The 20,432-nt window shown below is 55.2% G+C and carries 17 protein-coding genes; 8 read left to right on the top strand and 9 right to left on the bottom strand.

What is annotated here, in order from left to right; translation table 11 throughout:
• Window positions 1-93: 93 nt before the first annotated feature.
• A complete protein-coding gene (locus SK62_RS15955) occupies window positions 94-3,183 on the top strand; it encodes a beta-galactosidase (protein WP_047718602.1) in 3,090 nt (1,029 codons plus the stop codon).
• 35 nt (window positions 3,184-3,218) lie between these two features.
• Here the strand turns inward: SK62_RS15955 and SK62_RS15950 are convergent, their stop codons facing one another.
• Entirely contained in the window at window positions 3,219-4,034 is an 816-nt protein-coding gene (locus tag SK62_RS15950; protein WP_047718603.1) for a nickel/cobalt efflux protein RcnA, read from the bottom strand.
• A 134-nt stretch (window positions 4,035-4,168) separates the two neighbouring features.
• Here SK62_RS15950 and SK62_RS15945 point away from each other — a divergent pair, with 134 nt between their 5' ends.
• Window positions 4,169-4,441, top strand: coding sequence for a metal-sensing transcriptional repressor (locus SK62_RS15945; RefSeq protein ID WP_015571258.1), 273 nt, complete (start codon window positions 4,169-4,171; stop codon window positions 4,439-4,441).
• Here SK62_RS15945 and SK62_RS15940 read toward each other — a convergent pair.
• Window positions 4,434-6,002 (bottom strand): EAL domain-containing protein, encoded by a 1,569-nt coding sequence (locus SK62_RS15940; protein WP_047718605.1) that lies wholly within the window; start codon window positions 6,000-6,002, stop codon window positions 4,434-4,436. The two genes, SK62_RS15945 and SK62_RS15940, sit on opposite strands and share 8 nt — an antisense overlap.
• A 216-nt stretch (window positions 6,003-6,218) precedes the next feature.
• On the opposite strand from SK62_RS15940, the gene SK62_RS15935 reads away from it, so the two are divergent.
• Entirely contained in the window at window positions 6,219-6,479 is a 261-nt protein-coding gene (locus SK62_RS15935) for a type B 50S ribosomal protein L31 (RefSeq protein WP_015571255.1), read from the top strand.
• A gap of 2 nt (window positions 6,480-6,481) precedes the next feature.
• Window positions 6,482-6,622, top strand: coding sequence for a type B 50S ribosomal protein L36 (ykgO, locus tag SK62_RS15930; protein ID WP_003859006.1), 141 nt, complete (start codon window positions 6,482-6,484; stop codon window positions 6,620-6,622).
• Here ykgO and SK62_RS15925 read toward each other — a convergent pair.
• Window positions 6,619-7,329 (bottom strand): GNAT family N-acetyltransferase, encoded by a 711-nt coding sequence (locus tag SK62_RS15925; protein ID WP_023296039.1) that lies wholly within the window; start codon window positions 7,327-7,329, stop codon window positions 6,619-6,621. The two genes, ykgO and SK62_RS15925, sit on opposite strands and share 4 nt — an antisense overlap.
• Before the next feature lie 101 nt (window positions 7,330-7,430).
• Here SK62_RS15925 and SK62_RS15920 point away from each other — a divergent pair, with 101 nt between their 5' ends.
• Window positions 7,431-8,891 carry a MocR-like pyridoxine biosynthesis transcription factor PdxR gene (locus tag SK62_RS15920; protein WP_047718606.1) on the top strand — a complete coding sequence of 487 codons (1,461 nt, stop codon included), beginning with the start codon at window positions 7,431-7,433 and terminating at the stop codon, window positions 8,889-8,891.
• Here SK62_RS15920 and SK62_RS15915 read toward each other — a convergent pair.
• From SK62_RS15915 to acrA, 6 genes are all read right to left on the bottom strand, one after another.
• Window positions 8,863-9,330 carry a YlaC family protein gene (locus SK62_RS15915; RefSeq protein ID WP_023296041.1) on the bottom strand — a complete coding sequence of 156 codons (468 nt, stop codon included), beginning with the start codon at window positions 9,328-9,330 and terminating at the stop codon, window positions 8,863-8,865. The genes SK62_RS15920 and SK62_RS15915 overlap by 29 nt on opposite strands.
• 116 nt (window positions 9,331-9,446) lie before the next feature.
• A complete protein-coding gene (gene maa, locus SK62_RS15910; RefSeq protein ID WP_045339381.1) occupies window positions 9,447-9,998 on the bottom strand; it encodes a maltose O-acetyltransferase in 552 nt (183 codons plus the stop codon).
• Window positions 9,999-10,206: 208 nt separating this feature from the next.
• On the bottom strand, window positions 10,207-10,425 hold the full coding sequence (locus tag SK62_RS15905; RefSeq protein WP_015571250.1) for an HHA domain-containing protein: 219 nt from the start codon (window positions 10,423-10,425) through the stop codon (window positions 10,207-10,209).
• A 27-nt stretch (window positions 10,426-10,452) separates the two neighbouring features.
• Entirely contained in the window at window positions 10,453-10,827 is a 375-nt protein-coding gene (gene tomB, locus SK62_RS15900) for an Hha toxicity modulator TomB (protein WP_006809850.1), read from the bottom strand.
• A 510-nt stretch (window positions 10,828-11,337) separates the two neighbouring features.
• A complete protein-coding gene (acrB, locus tag SK62_RS15895) occupies window positions 11,338-14,484 on the bottom strand; it encodes a multidrug efflux RND transporter permease subunit AcrB (RefSeq protein WP_015571248.1) in 3,147 nt (1,048 codons plus the stop codon).
• A 22-nt stretch (window positions 14,485-14,506) separates the two neighbouring features.
• Entirely contained in the window at window positions 14,507-15,700 is a 1,194-nt protein-coding gene (gene acrA / locus SK62_RS15890; RefSeq protein WP_017694395.1) for a multidrug efflux RND transporter periplasmic adaptor subunit AcrA, read from the bottom strand.
• Window positions 15,701-15,841: 141 nt separating this feature from the next.
• Here acrA and acrR point away from each other — a divergent pair, with 141 nt between their 5' ends.
• The 3 genes from acrR to SK62_RS15875 all read left to right on the top strand — a co-directional run.
• Window positions 15,842-16,495, top strand: coding sequence for a multidrug efflux transporter transcriptional repressor AcrR (gene acrR / locus SK62_RS15885; RefSeq protein ID WP_015571247.1), 654 nt, complete (start codon window positions 15,842-15,844; stop codon window positions 16,493-16,495).
• A 113-nt stretch (window positions 16,496-16,608) separates the two neighbouring features.
• On the top strand, window positions 16,609-19,956 hold the full coding sequence (gene mscK, locus SK62_RS15880) for a mechanosensitive channel MscK (RefSeq protein ID WP_048249726.1): 3,348 nt from the start codon (window positions 16,609-16,611) through the stop codon (window positions 19,954-19,956).
• A 101-nt stretch (window positions 19,957-20,057) separates the two neighbouring features.
• On the top strand, window positions 20,058-20,432 hold a 375-nt coding region (locus SK62_RS15875), incomplete at its 3' end, for a helix-turn-helix domain-containing protein (RefSeq protein WP_156173210.1).

The following is a 20,432-nucleotide window of genomic DNA, read 5'->3' as shown; positions in this document are numbered from 1 at the left end:
ATCGTGCTCGCCTGGTGACGATCAAAGTCTTTACCGCCACCGTTTACCAGGGCATGTTGGCTGAAATTGTGAGCGCTTCGCAAAGAGGTTGATATGTCTTCTACATTGCCGCTGACCCTCAGCGCACTTCTGGCGCGTCGTGACTGGGAAAACCCGGGCGTGACGCAGTGGAATCGTCTGGCCGCACACGCGCCTTTTCATAGCTGGCGCGATGATACCTTCGCCCGCGAGGATAAGCCTTCGCTGAGCAAGCGTCTGCTTAATGGCGTCTGGCGATTCAGCTTTTTCCCGGCGCCAGAGCAGGTTCCCGAGACATGGTTAACGGACGATCTGGCTGACGCCGTTGGGATGCCCGTGCCGTCGAACTGGCAGATGGAGGGATTTGATACTCCCATCTATACCAACGTCACCTATCCGATAAATGTGAACCCGCCGTATGTTCCGGCTGAAAACCCAACCGGTTGTTACTCGCTCACATTTGATATGGATGACGCCTGGCTGTGCAGCGGGCAAACCCGCATTATTTTTGACGGGGTGAATTCAGCTTTTCATCTGTGGTGTAACGGCCAGTGGGTGGGTTATTCGCAGGACAGCCGTCTGCCTGCGGAGTTCGATCTCAGCGCGGTGCTGCGACCGGGGCAGAACCGTCTGGCGGTGATGGTGTTACGCTGGTGCGACGGAAGCTACCTGGAAGATCAGGACATGTGGCGGATGAGCGGCATTTTCCGTGACGTCTCGCTGCTGCACAAGCCGGAAACGCGAATTGCCGATTATCAGATCGTGACCGATCTGAATGCCGAATGCGATCGGGCGATACTCCGGGTTGACGTTGCGCTGGAAGGCTCACGCTACGCCGAATGCGAGGTGGCGTTTACCCTGTGGCGTAACGGCGAAGCCTGCGCGCAAACCACGCAGCAGCCCGGATCGGCCATCGTGGACGAACGCGGCAGTTGGGCAGAACGGCTCACGGTGGCGATCCCCGTGAACGCTCCCGCGCTGTGGAGCGCTGAAACACCGGAATGCTATCGGCTGACAATGTCGCTTCGGGATGCGCAGGGTAACGTGCTGGAGACTGAAGCCTGCGATGTCGGTTTCAGACGCGTCGAAATCAGCAACGGCCTGCTGAAGCTTAACGGCAAACCGCTGCTGATCCGCGGCGTGAACCGTCACGAACATCATCCTGAGAAGGGGCAGGTGATGGATGAGGCGACCATGCGCCGCGACATCGAACTGATGAAGCAGCATAACTTCAACGCCGTGCGCTGCTCGCATTATCCGAACCATCCTCTGTGGTACACGCTTTGCGATCGCTACGGCCTGTACGTGGTCGATGAGGCGAATATTGAAACCCACGGCATGGTGCCGATGAGCCGCCTGGCGGACGATCCGCGCTGGCTGCCTGCCATGAGCGAACGCGTAACGCGTATGGTGCAGCGGGACCGGAATCATCCGTCCATCATCATCTGGTCCCTGGGGAATGAGTCCGGGCATGGGGCGAATCACGATGCGCTGTACCGCTGGCTGAAAACCGCCGATCCCACGCGGCCGGTGCAGTACGAAGGCGGTGGCGCCAGTACGGCCGCTACCGATATTGTCTGCCCGATGTATGCCCGCGTCGATCAGGATCAGCCATTCCCGGCGGTGCCAAAGTGGTCGATTAAAAAGTGGATCGGCATGCCGGACGAAACCCGTCCGCTGATCCTGTGCGAGTATGCCCACGCGATGGGCAACAGCTTTGGCGGCTTTGCCAGCTACTGGCAGGCATTCCGCAGCCATCCCCGGTTGCAGGGCGGGTTTGTCTGGGACTGGGTCGATCAGGCGCTGACGAAAAAAGCGGAAGACGGCACGGCATTCTGGGCCTACGGCGGCGATTTTGGCGATAAGCCCAACGACCGTCAGTTCTGCCTCAACGGGCTGGTATTTCCCGATCGCACTCCGCACCCCGCCCTTTACGAGGCGCAGCGTGCCCAGCAGTTCTTTACCTTTACGCTGGTGAGCACCGTTCCGCTGGTCGTCGATATCCAGAGCGATTATCTGTTCCGTCATACTGACAACGAGCATCTGCGATGGTCAGTGGCGCGTGACGGTGCGGTATTGGCTTCCGGCAAAACACCCCTTTCTGTTGCGCCTCAGGAGACGCAGCGTGTTGAGATCCCGCTGCCTGAGCTTGACGCTGAGCCGGGCGAGGTCTGGCTCAACGTGGAAATCGTTCAGCCGCAGGCCACGCCCTGGTCGCCGCCCGACCACCGTTGTGCCTGGGATCAGTGGCCGCTCCCGGCTCCGCTGTACCTTGCGCCCCCGAAAGCAGGCGGAACCCCTCCGCAGCTAACGGTGCAGGACGAGGCGCTGGACATTACTCATCAGCAGCAGCGCTGGCAGTTTAGCCGTCTCACCGGAAACCTGACCCAGTGGTGGAACGAGGGTGCTGAAACGCTCCGTTACCCGCTAACGGATAACTTCACCCGCGCGCCGCTGGACAATGACATTGGCGTCAGCGAGGCGACCCGCATCGATCCGAACGCGTGGGTGGAACGCTGGAAAGCGGCGGGAATGTATGAGATGTCCGCGCGGCTCCTCCAGTGTGAAGCGGAGCAGCATGCCCGTGAGGTGGTGGTGACCACGCAGCATGTCTGGGAACATCAGGGGAAAGCGCTGTTTATCAGCTGCAAGGTCTGGCGGATTGATGACCACGGGGTACTGCACGGTGATGTGCAGGTGACGGTGGCGTCTGATATTCCTGAGCCCGCTCGCGTGGGCCTGAGCGTTATGCTGGCGGATATCCCGGAAACGGTGCGCTGGCTGGGGCTAGGCCCGCTGGAGAACTATCCGGACAGAAAACTGGCGGCGCAGCAGGGGCGTTGGGCGTTACCGCTGGAAGAGATGCAGACGCCGTATATCTTCCCGACGGAGAACGGTTTGCGCTGCGACACCCGCGAGCTGACGTTTGGCTCCCATCAGTTGCAGGGACAGTTCCATTTCTCCCTGAGCCGTTATAGCCAGCGGCAGCTGCATGAGACAACGCATCAGCATTTGCTGCGGGAAGAGGCTGGCTGCTGGTTGAATCTTGATGCGTTTCACATGGGCGTAGGGGGGGACGACTCATGGAGCCCGAGCGTAGCCCCGGCCTTCATTCTGCAAAACCGCCGGCTGCGCTACACGTTTAGCTGGCAGCAGAACGGCTGAGCCGACACGTGCGGCCACTGCCGTGGCCGCAATGCTTATCTCAGGATCCCGCTTGCGCCGTGAATGCTCATATAAATCCCGACTACCGCGATCAGTGCCGCTGAGATCCACGGCGCCTTGCGCGAAAAGGCGCTAAAGCCGGGCCAGCGCTTCGCCGCATGTTTCATGCTTAATGCGGCAATTGCGCCAGAGGCGACGAGAGTGAGCGCCAGTCCGATACTGAAACTGAACACCAGCGTGGCGCCGAGCGCGAAATGTTTCAGTTGCAGGCAGATCAGCAGCACCGTAATGGAGGCCGGACAGGGGATAAGCCCACCGGTCAGGCCGAATAGCGCGATTTGCCCGGTGGTGACCTCTTTACCGTTGAAGCGTCGGTTAATGTCCTGGGCGTGTGTGCGCTGGTGGGCATCCTGCCACTCCTCTTCAACCAGAGGAGACGTGTGGTCGTGATGATGCGCGTGGTCGTGATGATCATGATGGTGATGATGATCATCATGGTGGTGATGCGGCTGGCTCTCATGCCAGGTTCGCCACGCCATCCACAGGGCGATCAACACGATCAGAACCCCGGAAATCAACTGAAACCAGGGCTCAGAAGTATCTGCATCCCATCCCCGACCAAACCATAATCCCGCCATCGCAATGATCCAGACGACCGCCGTATGAGACAGCGTTGCGGACAACCCAAGCAACACAGCCTGTTTCAGCGTACCGCGGATCGCCACAATGAAAGCCGCCATCATTGTTTTTGAATGGCCTGGCTCAAGGCCATGGAGCGCGCCAAGCAGGATGGCGCTGGGGACAAACAGCCAGGCGTTACCCTGCTGTAGAAGAGAAGAAAAATCGTTCATTGAACATTCCGGGGTGGAAAACATGCCGAGAAAACTACTCCCCCCCAGTAGTATAATACTACCCCCCAGTAGAAAAATACCCAGGGGGAGTAGAGCGTGATATGCTTTTTACGCCACCAAAGAGGAGCTAAGCGATGTCACACACAGTTCGTGATAAAAAGAAGTTATTGACCCGCCTGAAAAAAATTCAGGGGCAAAGCGCTGCGCTGGAAAAAATGCTTAACAGCGATCATGAATGCGCCGAGGTGTTACAGCAACTGGCGGCGATCAGGGGTGCGGTAAACGGCATGATGATGCAAGTGATTGAGGGACATTTAACCGATCACGTGGTGAAAGAGCCAGAGGAAGCGCAGCGCGAGGCCGATCTCGGGGTCGTGATGCAGGTGATCAAATCGTACCTTAAGTAATGTGCTTCTCCAGATTGTGCCCGGCCCAGAGAATGAAATCCTCTTTAGGCAGCGCCTTGCTGAAATACCAGCCCTGGCCGTACTGCACGCCGTGGCGATGCAACCATTCGATCTGCCCTTCAGTTTCAATGCCTTCTGCGACCATCGCCAGTTTAAGCGATTTGGCCATTTCGATGATGTGGGGAGTCACGTTCTTGTACTCCAGCGCATCCACAAAGGATTTATCAATCTTCAGGGTATCGACATCCAGATCCTGCAAATAGCTCAGGCTGGAGTAACCCGTACCAAAATCATCAATGTAGATAGCGTGCCCGGCGCGGCGAAACGCAGCGATGGCAGGCACGCTGACGGCGGGATCGGCAAAGCCGCGCTCGGTCAATTCAAGGGCGATCTGGCGCGGGTGGACGCCCCATTTGTTGAGCAACTGACTCAGCTGGCGAGGCAGCTCGGGGGACGTTAAATCGGATGGCGCAAGGTTGACAGAAATGTGCAGTTCCGGGTGATGATGCAGCCAGGCGCCTAAATCCTCAAACACCTTATTCACCACCAGCTGCGTCAGCGTTGAAATAAGCCCCGTCTGCTCAGCCAGCGGCACAAAGAGATTGGGCGACAGGTGACTGCCATCTGGCTGCGGCCAGCGCATCAGCGCTTCAGCACCCACCAGTTTTCCACTGCACAGCGCTACGATGGGCTGATAGTAAACCTCGATCTCCCGGTTGTTGATTGCGTCGATCAGGCGGTGACGCGGGGACAGCAAACGGCGGAGGATGCGCAGGACAATAAGGGCACCAGCCAGGCTTAGCAAGATGCCAGCCGGTAGCCAGATGATCAGCTGCTGGTGCCAGGATTCCGCCAGCGGTTTTAACGACGCCCACGCGATCACCGTAAACCCCAGTTCGGGTACAGGCTTCAATACGTACATCGAGCCGTTGTATTGCACGCGCGTAACGTCCTGCTGCTCCTTAACGACAGAAAGAATATACGGGTCGACAATATTGCTTCTGGCAAATATCCGATGGGTTTCGCTGCCCACCAGGGCGGCATCCATCGAAATATCACCGAAAGGAACAACATCCACAAGCGAGGCCGGATCAACCATCACCAGATAATGTCCTTTCCCCAGCACGGCCATATAACGGTGAATGCCGAGGTCGTTTTGCGAGGTGAGCCACGCGCTATACCCGTCTGCGGTGATCCGCATCGGGGGCGGCAAGATCGCCGTATTACTGGATTGTTCCAGGGATGAGCAGAGCGGCTTCAGGTTATCGGTATACATCACTTCCTGAATATAGCGCCAGGAGAACGCGACCCGGCGCATTTCGCGTAAATGCGGGGGAGTGCAGGGTGGGGCGTGGAATGTCTGTAGGTGCGTGAGCGCCTGTTTTGCCTGCGCAACGACTCTGTCGGTACGGATCAGGACGCGCGAGGCATAGCTGTCCAGAGCGTCCACAAATTTATCCTCTGCCTGACGATGCGCCAGCCAGATACTGAGGCACACAGGGACCAGCACAGAGAAGATCAGTATGCCTGTTACCAGGCTGACCAGATGTCGGGTTCGCATGCTGCTTTATCCTTTCCATATGCCCACCTTGGGCCTGGAGTTTGCGCGCCAGAAGAAAAAGTTTTTTATCGCTAAATGATATAGTTATAGCATGTGACAGTCTCAGGCAGGTATCTGAATCAACCTTTCAAAACAGGCTGTGCGTCACAGGGGTTGTTTTTGCAGTAAAGCTCAGATAGTATTTTGTTATGTTATAACAATACATGAAGGCCAGAGATGAAACCGAATATCCATCCAACCTATCGCACCGTTGTGTTTCACGACACCACGGCTAATGAATACTTTAAAGTCGGCTCAACAATTAAGACAGACCGTGAAATTGAGCTGGAGGGGAAAACGTATCCCTACGTTACCCTTGATGTCTCCTCTAAATCACATCCGTTTTATACCGGGAAGCAGAAGACCTTCTCGACGGATGGCAGCGCGGCACGCTTCCGCAAGCGTTTTGGTGGCTTTCTTGATGCGAAGCGAGGCTAATCATGCAGGTGCTGAACTCATTACGCAGTGCAAAACAGCGTCACCCGGATTGCCAGATAGTCAAACGCAAGGGACGCTTATACGTGATCTGCAAATCTAACCCGCGCTTTAAGGCGGTGCAGGGACGTAAAAAAAGACGCTAAACGCGCGTCTCTCGCCAGCTTTCCAGGGAGCTTTTCTGTTTGCCATCGGCGGTAAAATTGTCGGTGGCAAGCCAGCTTTCAAACGCGCTCGCCAGCGCTGGCCACTCTTTGTCGAGAATTGAAAACCAGTCGGTGTCCCGGTTTCGGCCTTTAATGACCAGCGCCTGGCGAAAACGCCCTTCAAACTGAAAGCCCAGACGCAGAGCCGCTTTGCGGGATGGTTCGTTCAGGCTGTTGCACTTCCATTCATAACGCCGGTAGCCCAGGGTATCGAACACGTACCGCATCAGCAGATACTGCGCTTCTGTCGACATGGGCGTGCGACTTAACAGTGACGAGAAGTGAACATGTCCCACTTCCACAACGCCGTTTTTAGGATCGATCCGCATCAGGGACAGCGTCCCGACAGGAGACTGGGTCTGGTTATCGATAACGGTAAAGTGGATGGGATCGGCTAATTCGCTTACGCTTGCCACCCATTCGGCAAACTCCTCTGCGGTGGCATCGGGTTCACGCAGCAGCCACGTCCAGCTTCGGGTATCTCCGGCCAGGGAATACGCAGAGAACAACGCCGGGGCATGCTCCACGCGCAGCGGCTCAAGCCGACAATAGCGACCCTGAAGTATCACCCGGGACGGGTGCGGGCGAGGCTGCCAGTCGAAAAGGCTTTCCCCTACAGCTTGTCCAAACTCATTGAATGTATTCATCTTTATTCCCGTCACATTGAAAAGATCTCCAGATTAATGAATTGCTGGTTCCTTAAAAAGAACCACCAGGCTATGTTTTTCTGGTACCACGAGGAGGAAAGATGAATATACCGGGTGATGAGCTTTACACCTTGATCCATGCTGCGCTGAAAAAACGTGGGGGAGAGACGCTCCAGCGTGCGCTCTATCTTGCTTTGCGGGAGGCCATACTGTGCGGAAGGCTCCGGTCCGGCAGCCATTTTCCCGGCTCGCGAACGCTGGCACAGCAGATCTCAGTGTCCCGAAACACCGTCAATGCCGCGCTGGACCAGCTCACGCTCGAAGGTTATTTGCTGCGTAGCCGCCAGGGTACGCGGGTGGGGCAATTCGCTCCTCGGACGATTACCCGGACATTACCGGACCCGGACGTCAGGCTGACAAAACGTGTCGCCCTGCTGCCCGCGCCTGTGCCGCGCGACACTCCGGTGATGGCGTTTACGCCGGGAACGCCTGCCATCAACTATTTCCCCTTGCCGCTGTGGCGGCGGTTGTACGATCGCGTCCTGCGCGAGGAGGGAAGCGCCCTGTTAGGGTATGGCGACCCGGCCGGCGAGCCGACGCTGCGGGCCGCCATTGCCCGCCATCTTGCGCTCTCCCGCGGCATTGACTGCGATGCCAGCCAGATAGTGATAACCGAAGGGGCGCTGGAGGGCGTCAATCTCTGCACGATGCTGTTAAGCGAGCCGGGGGATGTCGCCTGGGTGGAAAATCCCGGCTATAGCGGCGCCAAAAGCGCTTTTGTCAAAACCGGCCTGGCGATGACAGGCATACCGGTGGATGACGAGGGGATGTGCTGGGAAGGGCTGTCTGCGCCTTCACCCACGCTGATTTTTACCTCGCCATCGCATCAGTTCCCTTGCGGAAGCGTGCTCAGCGCGCGGCGGCGTCTGGCGCTGCTGGAACTGGCCCGGCAGCACAGCGCGTGGATCATTGAGGATGATTACGACAGCGAATTTCGTTATACCGGTGAGCCCGTCCCGGCGATGCTGGGAATGGTCAACAATGCGCCCGTTGTGTATCTGGGGACGTTCAGCAAAACGCTGTTTCCATCGCTCCGGATGGGGTTCATGGTGTTACCGCCAGCGCTGGCGAAGGCGGCGCGTCCGGCCATCGGCTCGCTGCTGCGCGGCGGGCATCGCGCTGAACAGCGCACCCTGGCGCTGTTTATTGAGGAAGGCCACTATGCACGACATCTTGCCGCCATGCGCCGCCTTTATCGTAAGCGTTACCGCCAGCTGCGGGAGGTGCTGAGCGCAGAGCTTCATACGCCGCACCGTGTTCTTGCCGGGGAAGGGGGAATGCACCTGACGCTGGCGATTGACGGTATCGACGACCAGCGGCTGGTGGAGCAGGCGAGAGCGTTTCAGCTGGCACCCGCTGCGCTGAGCGGGTATTACCTTGAGACGAAGCAGGGGCAAACCGGTCTGGTTTTAGGTTACGGTAATACCTCTGCTTCGCAGTTTGCGCCGGGCATCCGACGTCTTCAGGCGCTCATTACACAGCAGTGGGGCGGGAAAGGGTAAAGACATCATAAAAAGAGAGCTGGCCCTTAGTGATGACCATTTTCTGCAACTTCTCTTTTTGCCCGGCTTCGACGGCCGGCGAGAGCAGGATATTGTCGATCAGCTCCTTCGGCACGTAGCGCGTGTTGTACCACTCCCCGTTGTAGCACACGCGGAAATCGAGTACGTCGATATCTTCATACCGGTAACGCGGATTGACGTCGAAAAAGAAAAACGCGTTAAACACCACGAACAGCACAACCAGTAGCCAGACGGAATCGACCAGTGTTTCAGACTTCAGCATGACGATAAGCGTTGCCAGCCAGGCGGCGTACATGGCGACGAACAATCCGGGGTGTTTGCGAATAAAGCTGATGCTAAAGCGCGGGCGATTGTCGCGCTTTTCGCGGGTATTGAGATCGTCGATGGTGGCGGTAAGCAGGCGCTGTATCTCTGTCATTTTTTGCCTTTATGATTGTTAAAAATACAGGTGATCTGCCTATTTTATGAGAGGGGTTTATGCGATGAAAGTAACAGTTATGCCAGGAAAAAGCATAACAGTTACTCAGGATGCACTTAGATCATTTTAATGATTTTCGCCGGATTCCCGCCCACTACCGCATTGGCCGGCACGTCTTTGGTCACTACCGCGCCGGAAGCGATAACCGCATTATCGCCAATGGTCACGCCTGGATTAATCACCGCGCGTCCGCCGATCCAGACATTATCACCAATGGTGACCGGTTTACCGTACTCCAGCCCGCTGTTACGTTCGGTCGCATCCAGAGGATGCGTGGCCGTATAAATGTGCACTCCCGGCGCCAGCATACAGTTATCGCCAATGCGGACAGGACAGACGTCCAGCATGACGCAGTCAAAGTTGGCGTAAAAATTTTTGCCCAGATAGATGTTATACCCGTAGTCGCAGCGGAAGCTTGGCTCTATATAGGCACCTTCGCTTTGACCCAGCAGGTCAGCTAATAAGGCGCGACGTTCGGCCTTCTCATCGGGTGCGGTATGGTTATAGCGGTGAACAAGATGACGCGCGCGTAAACGGTCAGCCCTCAGCGTGTCATCGCCAGGGCGGTAATATTCACCTGCAATCATCTTCTGTTTTTCTTCACTCATGGGAACCTCTCTGGAATCGTTTTACGCAGCGTAAAGAGGATTAACCAGAAAGGGAACGTTCCCTAAAAGTGGCTGTGACGGGAGTCACAACATTCTTGCGCATAAATACGTTTTATACGGGAACCTGGCGTTTGCATTTGAAGCGTAATTCGAAAGGTAAATTCAGCTTAACAACGGGCGTAATGCCTTTACAGTCTCTCTTCAACGATTAACGAACAAATTTCCACACCGAAGAGGGGATCTTGTCATACAGTTTATTCATGGTCAGCTCAGCAAGACGATGGTCGGCAGCTGAATAAAATACCGCCAGTTCATTATCAGACAGCTCGTATTTATTTTTCTCAATAACTCGTTCAAGGGTGTCAATTGACTGGCAGCGTCGCAGGCGCATCAAATAATCGACTTTTGTTAATGGTTTATCAGACATAAATTCACCTTAGTAATTGTAATAATTTTAACAGGAAAGACTAACCGGATTAGCTCTGCTGACATTAGTGAAGCAGCGAAATAGACGGTTTCCTGATTTACGCCATTTCTGCAAATCCTGTGCGTTAATGCCGTAGCTGCTGAACAACATAAAGGTGTCGTCCAGGTATTCATCAATTTGCTCTATCAACTTATTATCTTCATTGTACTTAATTTTATAATTAAGTGCGAAGGTGGCGATATGCTCGATCAGCTCGTTAAGCTGTAAATTGATAGCAGACGTTGGATCGTTCACCCAGCCATGGTTACTTTCTTCAAGATTGGCAAGGCAGTCATGGTACAAGGATTCGCAGAGAAATTTCAACTGCGCGATATCATGCCTTTTTGGCGAGTACTCGTCCATAGCGCATCCCCTTCTGAGTGATTTTTTACTCACCGAACATCATGTCGGGATGGATACAACTTGCTTAGCCACACGGGAGCTGTGTTCCTGATAACTCTAACTATAAGCCACTCTGATCAAGATTTCACCGCGCTATTACGAAAAATTACAATTAAATCGTTACTGTTCGAGCCTTTACGCAAATCTACCTTTTGCAGCGAACGCGTTAATCAATAAAAAAGACGATTTTTATCGGTTCCTTAGAATTCATTGAGTTAGCGCAAAGTTTCATGTGAAGTCCGAAACCAGATATCTTCAGATATTTTCCATTGCTTAGGAATAGTCCGAATAATTTACGTCACGAAATGATAATAAAAGAATGCTGAGTTCCTGGTGTAAGTTATCGGCCTATTATGATAGGCCTTATTAAAAAAGAGGAAAATAAATAGAAAGGCAATAGGTCTATTTTATGATTTTTTCTGAAAAAGAAAAAGGCCGCAAATGCGGCCTTTTTATCATGTGAAACCGGTATCAGTGATGTTCTACCGAATGATTGTGCTCAACGTCTTCATTCTTACGGCTGAAGCGGCGGCGAACCACCACGAAGAACACCGGTACGAAGAAGATCGCAAGAACGGTCGCGGTTACCATCCCACCCATTACGCCGGTACCTACTGCGTTCTGTGCGCCGGAGCCCGCGCCGGAGCTGATAACCAGCGGCATAACGCCGAGGATAAATGCCAGGGACGTCATCAGGATTGGACGCAAACGCATACGAACGGCTTCCAGCGTTGCTTCAATCAGGCCTTTTCCTTCTTTCTCCATCAGATCTTTGGCGAATTCGACGATTAGTATCGCGTTCTTCGCCGACAAGCCAATGGTTGTCAGCAGGCCCACCTGGAAGTAAACGTCGTTGGTCAGCCCACGGAACGTTGCGGCAAGCAGCGCACCGATAACCCCCAGCGGAACCACCAGCATAACGGAGAATGGAATCGACCAGCTCTCATACAATGCCGCCAGACACAGGAACACCACAATCAGTGAAATGGCGTACAGGGCAGGGGCCTGGTTACCGGACAGACGTTCCTGATAGGACATGCCGGTCCAGTCGTAGCCGACACCCGCAGGCAGTTTGCTAGCCAGTTCTTCCATCAGGTTCATGGCTTCACCGGTGCTTCGGCCCGGCGCTGCCTGACCGAGGATTTCCATCGATGGCAAGCCGTTATAACGCTCCAGACGCGGTGAACCGTATTCCCAGCGCGAGGTTGAGAAGGCGGAGAATGGCACCATCTGGCCATCGCTGCCGCGAACATACCAGTTGTTGATATCGTTCGGCAGCATACGGTATTGCGCTTCGGACATCACGTAGACTTTCTTCACGCGACCACGGTCGATGAAGTCGTTGACGTAGCTGCCACCCCAGGCTGCACCCAGCGTGGTATTAATGTCGCTGATGGAAACACCCAGCGCCTGCGCTTTTTCCTGGTCGATATCGATCTTGTACTGCGGCGTATCTTCCAGACCGTTAGGGCGAACGCCCACCAGCAGGTCAGGGTGTTTTGCCACCTCGCCAAACAGCTGGTTACGCGCCTGAGTCAGTTTTTCGTGGCCCAGACCGCCCTGGTCAATCAGCTGGAAGTCGAAGCCGGTCGCCGTACCCAGTTCAACAATCGCTGGCAGGTTAAAGGCGAAGACCATCGCATCTTTAATCTGTGAGAAGGTGCCCATCGCGCGGCCGGTAATGGCTTCTACCTTGTTCTCTGCGCCCGGACGTTCAGACCAGTCTTTCAGAGAAACGAAGGCGATACCGGTGTTCTGACCACGACCCGCGAAGCCAAAGCCGTTAACCGCAAACACGGATTCGACGTTGTCTTTCTCTTTGGTCAGGAAGTAGTCGGTCATCTCATCCAGCACCTTTTGCGTACGCTCTTGCGTCGCACCGGCCGGAAGCTGCGCCATACTCAGGAACACGCCCTGATCTTCATCTGGCAGGAACGAGCTTGGCAGACGAACGAACAGGAAAGCCATGCCCACCACGATGATGATATAGAGCAGCAGGTAACGACCGGTGCTGCGCAGGATATTACCCACGCTGTCGGTGTAGTGGTGCGTACTCTTATCAAACATGCGGTTGAACCAGCCGAAGAAGCCTTTATGCTCGCCGTGACCGCCTTTCTGAATCGGCTTCAGCATCGTCGCGCACAGGGCTGGCGTCAGGATCAGTGCAACCAGTACCGACAGCGCCATCGCCGAAACAATGGTGATGGAGAACTGACGGTAAATCGCACCGGTAGAGCCGCCAAAGAAGGCCATCGGGATAAATACCGCAGACAGTACCATCGCGATACCGACCAGCGCGCCCTGGATCTGGCCCATTGATTTACGGGTTGCTTCCTTCGGCGGCAGGCCTTCTTCCGCCATGACACGCTCGACGTTTTCGACCACCACGATGGCGTCATCCACCAGCAGGCCGATGGCGAGCACCATCCCGAACATCGTCAGGGTGTTTATCGAGTAGCCAAATATCGCCAGCACCGCGAAGGTCCCGAGCAGTACAACCGGCACGGCGATGGTTGGGATCAGCGTTGCGCGGAAGTTTTGCAGGAACAAGTACATCACCAGGAAGACGAGAATGATCGCCTCAACCAGGGTTTTCACCACTTCGTGAATCGAAATTTTAACGAATGGCGTGGTGTCATACGGATAAACGATTTTCAGACCTGACGGGAAGAACGGTTCCATCTTCTTCAGTTCTGCACGGATAGCCGTCGCGGTGTCCAGGGCGTTCGCGCCCGTCGCCAGTTTGATACCCAGACCGGAAGCCGGTTTACCGTTGAACTTCGCAATGATGTCGTAGTTCTCACCGCCCAGCTCAACCTTCGCCACGTCACGCAGGCGAACCTGCGAACCGTCCTGATTCACCTTCAGCAGAATTTTGCTGAACTCATCGGCGGAGGTCAGACGCGTTTGCGCGATGATCGACGCGTTAAGCTGCTGGCCTTTCACCGGCGGTGTACCACCCAACTGACCGGCGGCAACCTGGGCGTTCTGCGCTTTAATTGCGCTGATCACGTCAACCGGCGTCAGCTGGAAGTTGTTCAGTTTATTCGGATCCATCCAGATACGCATCGCGTACTGGGAACCGAACAGCTGAACGTCACCCACACCAGACGTACGGCTGATGGCGTCCTTCATGTTGGCGCCCACGTAGTCGGAAATATCCTCCTGCGTCATGGTGCCGTTGGTGTTGATCACGCCGACAACCATCAGGAAGCTACTGGACGATTTCTCGACGCTCACGCCCTGCTGTTGTACTTCCTGCGGCAGCAGAGGCATCGCCAGCTGCAATTTGTTCTGCACCTGAACCTGTGCAATGTCCGCATCCGTACCGGATTCAAAGGTCAGGGTGATCTGAACCGTACCGGTTGAGTCACTGTTTGAGGACATGTACATCAGGTTATCGATACCGTTCATGTTCTGTTCGATAACCTGCGTAACGGTATCCTGCACCGTTTTGGCATCAGCGCCCGGATAGGTTGCGGAGATCGTCACTGCCGGCGGCGCAATCGTTGGATATTGCGCGACAGGCAGCTTCAGGATCGCAAGTCCCCCGGCCAGCATGATGATTATGGCGATCACCCACGCAAATATGGGGCGATCGATAAAGAAATTAGGCATGTCTTAACGGCTCCTGTTTAAGTTAAGACTTGGTTTGTTCTGACTGGCCAGCGGCCGACGCTTGTTGTTTGTCGTCAGATTTCACTTCCTGAGCTTTGACCTGCGCACCAGGACGAACTTTTTGCAAACCAGTAATAATTACGCGATCGCCATCTTTCAGACCTTCCGTTACCAGCCACTTGTCGCCAATCGCCTGCGTTGCAGTGATATTGCGTGTTTCGACTTTGTTATCGGCACCCACAACCAGTGCGCTCGCATCACCGCGTGGCGTACGGGTCACACCTTGCTGAGGAACCAGAATGGCGCTTGGGTTAGTCCCTTCCTCAAGACGGGCGCGTACGAACATACCGGGCAGCAGGGTTTTATCCGGATTGGGGAAAATGGCCCGGATGGTGATAGAGCCGGTGGTCTGATCGACGGTCACATCAGAAAATTCCAGTGTGCCAGTCTGTGAGAACTTGATACCGTCGTTGGTAACCAGTTCCACTTTGGCTTTACCGTTTTCCTGTTTCAGGGTGCCGTTAGCCAGCTCCTGTTTGAGACGCAGGAAATCGTTGCTGGACTGGGTGACGTCAACGTAGATCGGGTCGAGCTGCTGCACGGTGGCCAGCGCGTTGGTTTGACCGTTCTGCACCAGCGCACCTTCGGTGACGGCTGATTTACCAATGCGACCGCTGATAGGGGAGGTCACTTTGGTGTAGGCCAGGTTAATACGCGCGGTTTCTACCGCCGCTTTCGCCGCCACAACGGCTGCGTTGGCTTGCTGTGCATCGGCCAGGGCAGAATCGTAATCCTGTTGGCTGATGTACTGCGTGCCGAGCAGTTTCTTGTAACGATTCAACGTCAGCTGCGAGATTTTGGCTGCCGCTTCGGCTTTGGCCAGATCGCCCTTAGCGCTCTCATAAGACGCCTGATAGGTTGCTGGATCAATCTGATACAGAGACTCGCCTGCCTTGACATCACCGCCTTCGGTGAAGTTACGTTTCAGGATGATACCGCTCACCTGCGGACGCACTTCCGCAATGCGGTAGGCGCTGGTGCGGCCCGGTAGTTCTGTTGTCATCTGGAGAGGTTCGGATTTGAGCGTCACGACGCCAACTTCTGGCACCTGCTGAGCTCCTTGTTGAGCCTGTTTGTCGTCACATCCTGTAAGCGCTAAGCTGCCTGAGAGCATCAGAACGACCGCCAGAGGCGTTAACCCTCTGTTTTTGTTCATATGTAAACCTCGAGTGTCCGATTTCAAATTGATCAAGGGTCCTGAGTCTAAAAACCCATTGCTGCGTTTATATTATCGTCATGCTATGGTACATACATTCATAAATGTATGTAAATCTGACTCCTGTAAATTCATCAACGTATGGCACGAAAAACCAAACAACAAGCGCTGGAAACCCGACAACACATTCTGGATGTGGCAATGCGTTTGTTCTCACAGCAGGGTGTTTCGGCAACCTCGCTGGCACAGATTGCTCAGGCCGCGGGCGTCACGCGGGGAGCGATTTACTGGCATTTCAAAGACAAGTCCGATCTGTTTGGTGAAATCTGGGAGCTTTCAGAGTCCAGCATTAGCGATCTTGAGAGTGAGTATCGGGCAAAATTCCCTCACGATCCACTCTCAGTGTTAAGAGAAATTCTAGTATATATCCTTGAAGCGACGGTTGTTGAAGAGCGTCGTCGTCTGATGATGGAAATCATCTTCCATAAATGTGAGTTCGTTGGTGAAATGGCGGTGGTTCAACAGGCGCAGCGCGACCTGTGTCTGGAAAGCTACGATCGCATCGAACAGGTCCTCACGGAGTGCATGCAGGCCAAAATGCTTCCTGCCACATTACTCACCCGCCGGGCGGCGATCCTGATGCGCAGCTATATTTCCGGCCTGATGGAAAACTGGCTTTTTGCTCCGGAGTCGTTCGATCTCAGATCAGAGGCGCGCAGCTACGTCGAAATTTTTCTTGAGATGTGCCAGCTCTGTCCGACCCTTCAAAGTAAACTTAGCCCGCGCTCTGCCTGATCGGGCATGGGAAAAATCGTAGACCCTTTCCGTCGTACTATTCTGCTTCAGCCGGGCGTGATATCCTTCATGCCCGACTATTTCCGGTCATTTCTCACATCACATTCACAACTATGCTGCACATCAATCGCTCGCAACATCCTGTTCTGGCCCTGTTTTTGATCCTGCTGTTTTACTTTGCAGCCGCGCCGCTTTCATGGGCCCGTGCAGACAACGGCAGTGACATTCCCACGCGTGCTGATGTTCAGTCGCAACTCGACACCCTGAATAAGCAAAAAGATCTCTCCGCCCAGGAAAAACTCGTTCAGCAGGATCTGACGGAAACCCTGGAAACGCTGGACAAGATCGATCGCATCAAAGCCGAAACGGCCCAGCTACGGCAGAAGGTCGCTCAGGCGCCGGAGAACATGCGTAAGGCAACGGAGGCGCTGAGTGCGCTCAGCGACGTCGATAACGACGATGAAACCCGAAAAACGCTTGCCACGCTGTCGTTGCGCCAGCTTGAGTCGCGCGTGGCGCAGCTGCTGGACGATCTGCAAACGGCGCAATCCGATCTCTCAACCTACAACAGCCAGCTGGTTTCGCTGCAAACCCAGCCTGAGCGCGTGCAGAACGCCATGTACTCGGCGTCGCAACAGCTACAGCAGATACGTAACCGTCTGAATGGCATCACCGTGGGGGAAGGGGCGCTTCGTCCCACCCAGCAAACGCTGCTGAACATCCAACAGACGCTGCTAAACGCGGAGATTGAACAGCAGCGTAAGAGCCTGGAAGGCAACACGGTGCTACAGGATGCGCTGCAAAAACAGCGTGACTACGTGACCGCGAATATCAACCGGCTTGAGCATCAGCTTCAGCTGTTGCAGGAAGCGGTGAACAGCAAGCGCCTGACGCTGACTGAAAAAACGGCGCAGGAAGCGGTTTCGCCAGACGAGACGGCCCGTATTCAGGCCAACCCGCTGGTGAAGCAGGAGCTGGAGATTAACCACCAACTGAGCGAGCGTCTGATTCAGGCGACTGAAAGCGGCAGCGCGCTGGTGCAGCAGAATATTAAGGTCAAAAACTGGCTGGATCGCGCTTTGCAGGCCGAGCGCAACGTCAAGGAGCAGATTGCCGTCCTGAAGGGCAGCCTGCTGCTGTCGCGCATTCTCTACCAGCAACAGCAGACGCTGCCTTCCGCCGACGAGCTGGAAGACATGACCAACCGCATTGCGGATTTGCGTCTTGAACAGTTTGACGTTAACCAGCAGCGCGATGCGCTATTTCAGAGCGATACCTTCGTTGCCAAAGTGGAAGAGGGCCATTCAGGTGAAGTGAATGCTGAAGTTCACGACGCGCTGTTGCAGGTGGTGGACATGCGCCGCGAATTGCTCGATCAGCTTAACAAGCAGCTGGGCAACCAGCTGATGATGGCGATTAACCTGCAAATCAACCAGCAGCAGCTGGTGAGCGTTTCTAAAAGCCTCCAGGAGATCCTGACCCAGCAGATTTTCTGGGTGAACAGCAATAAACCCATGGACTGGGACTGGTTTAAATCTTTCCCGGAAACGGTGAAATCCCAGATCAAAAGCATGAAAATTACCGTGAACTGGGAGAAAGCCTGGCCTGCGGTGATGATTGCCTTCCTGACGGGGCTGCCTTTGCTGCTCATCGCTGGCGTCATACGCTGGCGTTTGAAATGGCTGAAACAGTACCAGGCGAAGCTGGCCTCGGAAGTGGGGCAACTGCGTAACGACAGCCAACTGCACACCCCGAAAGCGATCCTGATCGATCTGATCCGTGCTCTGCCGGTCTGCCTGTTGATACTCGCCGTGGGCCTGATCCTGCTGACCATGCAGCTGAATATCAGCGATCTGCTGTGGGCGTTCAGCAAGAAGCTGGCGCTGTTCTGGCTGGTGTTTGGTCTGTGCTGGAAAGTGCTGGAAAAAGATGGCGTCGCCGTCCGCCACTTCAACATGCCGGAAAAACTCACCAGCCACTGGCGTCGCCAGATTGTGCGCATCAGCCTCGCGCTGCTGCCGCTGCACTTCTGGTCAGTTGTGGCGGAGCTTTCCCCGCTGCACCTGATGGATGACGTGCTGGGGCAACTGGTGATTATGCTGAACCTGCTGCTGATTGCCGTTCTGATGTGGCCAATGTGCCGCGACAGCTGGCGGGATAAAGAGTCCCACAATCTTCGTCTGGCTACCGTAACGGTACTGGCGATCATTCCTCTGGCGCTGATGGTGCTGACGGCGACGGGTTACTTCTATACCACGCTGCGTCTGTCCGGTCGCTGGATCGAAACGGTTTATCTGGTGATTGTATGGAACCTGCTGTTCCAGACCGTGCTGCGTGGTTTGAGCGTGGCGGCGCGCCGCATTGCTTATCGTCGTGCTGTTGCCCGTCGGCAGCATCAGGTGAAAGAGGGGGCTGAAGGGGCAGAGCCGCAGGAAGAGCCGACCATTGCTCTGGAGCAGGTTAACCAGCAAACGATGCGTATTACCATGCTGGTGATGATCGCCCTGTTTGCGGTGATGTTCTGGGCCATCTGGTCTGATTTAATTACCGTCTTCGCCTACCTCGACAGTATCACGCTCTGGCAATACAACGGTACCGAAGCGGGCGCTGCGGTAATGAAAAGCGTCACCATGGGCAGCCTGCTCTTTGCGCTGGTGTCGTCAGTGGTTGCCTGGGCGTTGATCCGCAACCTGCCGGGTCTGCTGGAAGTGCTGGTGCTCTCAAGGCTGAACCTGCGTCAGGGGGCGTCGTACGCCATTACCACCATCCTGAACTATGTCATTATTATTGTCGGGGCGATGACGGTATTCGGCTCGCTGGGCGTCTCGTGGGATAAACTCCAGTGGCTGGCGGCGGCGTTGTCGGTGGGTCTGGGCTTCGGCTTGCAGGAGATCTTCGGTAACTTTGTCTCTGGCCTGATTATCCTGTTCGAACGTCCGGTGCGTATCGGCGATACCGTCACCATCGGTACTTTCTCCGGGACCGTCAGCAAGATCCGCATTCGTGCGACCACCATTACCGACTTCGATCGTAAAGAGGTGATCATCCCGAACAAAGCGTTTGTGACCGAGCGTCTGATCAACTGGTCGCTCTCGGATACCACCACTCGCGTGGTGATCCGACTCGGGGTGGCCTATGGCTCGGATCTGGACAAGGTGAAAGAGGTACTGCTGAAGGCGGCAGCCGACCATCCAAAAGTGATGCACGATCCTGCGCCAGCGGTATTCTTCACCACCTTCGGGCCGAGCACTTTGGATCATGAGCTGCGCCTGTACGTACGCGAACTGCGCGATCGCAGCTACACCGTCGATGAGCTGAACCGCACCATTGACCGTCTGTGTCGTGAAAACGATATTAATATCGCCTTTAACCAGCTTGAGGTTCATCTGCGCAACGAGAAAGGCGATGAGCATACGGAAGTGAAGCGCGAGATTAAGGGGGACGACCCTACTCCCGCCTAATCTATTTCCCTCTCCCCTCTGGGGTGTACGGTCCGGGGACATAGTGAACACTTGTTCGGGGACATGGTAGACACTTACAACTAAGGCATAAGAACCCGTTTATGGAGTCGCTTATGCCCTGGGATGCGAGAGATACCATGTCATTACGTACCGAGTTTGTTTTGTTCGCCTCGCAGGACGGGGCGAACATCCGTTCCCTCTGCCGTCACTACGGCATTTCCCCTGCCACCGGCTACAAGTGGCTTCAGCGCTGGGTTCAGGAAGGCGCCGCCGGCCTTCAGGACCGCCCGCGCATACCGCACCATTCCCCGAACCGCTCGTCAGACGACATCACTGCCCTGCTGCGCATGGCACATGCCCGTCATGAACGCTGGGGAGCCCGCAAGATTAAGCGCTGGCTCGAAGACCAGGGACACACCATGCCTGCCTTCAGCACCGTCCATAACCTGATGGCCCGCCATGGCCTGCTGCCGGGA

This window comes from Enterobacter sp. BIDMC109 (assembly GCF_001037885.1).
Taxonomy (GTDB): Bacteria; Pseudomonadota; Gammaproteobacteria; order Enterobacterales; family Enterobacteriaceae; genus Enterobacter; species Enterobacter hormaechei_C.
This window is presented reverse-complemented; position numbering and strand designations above follow the sequence as displayed.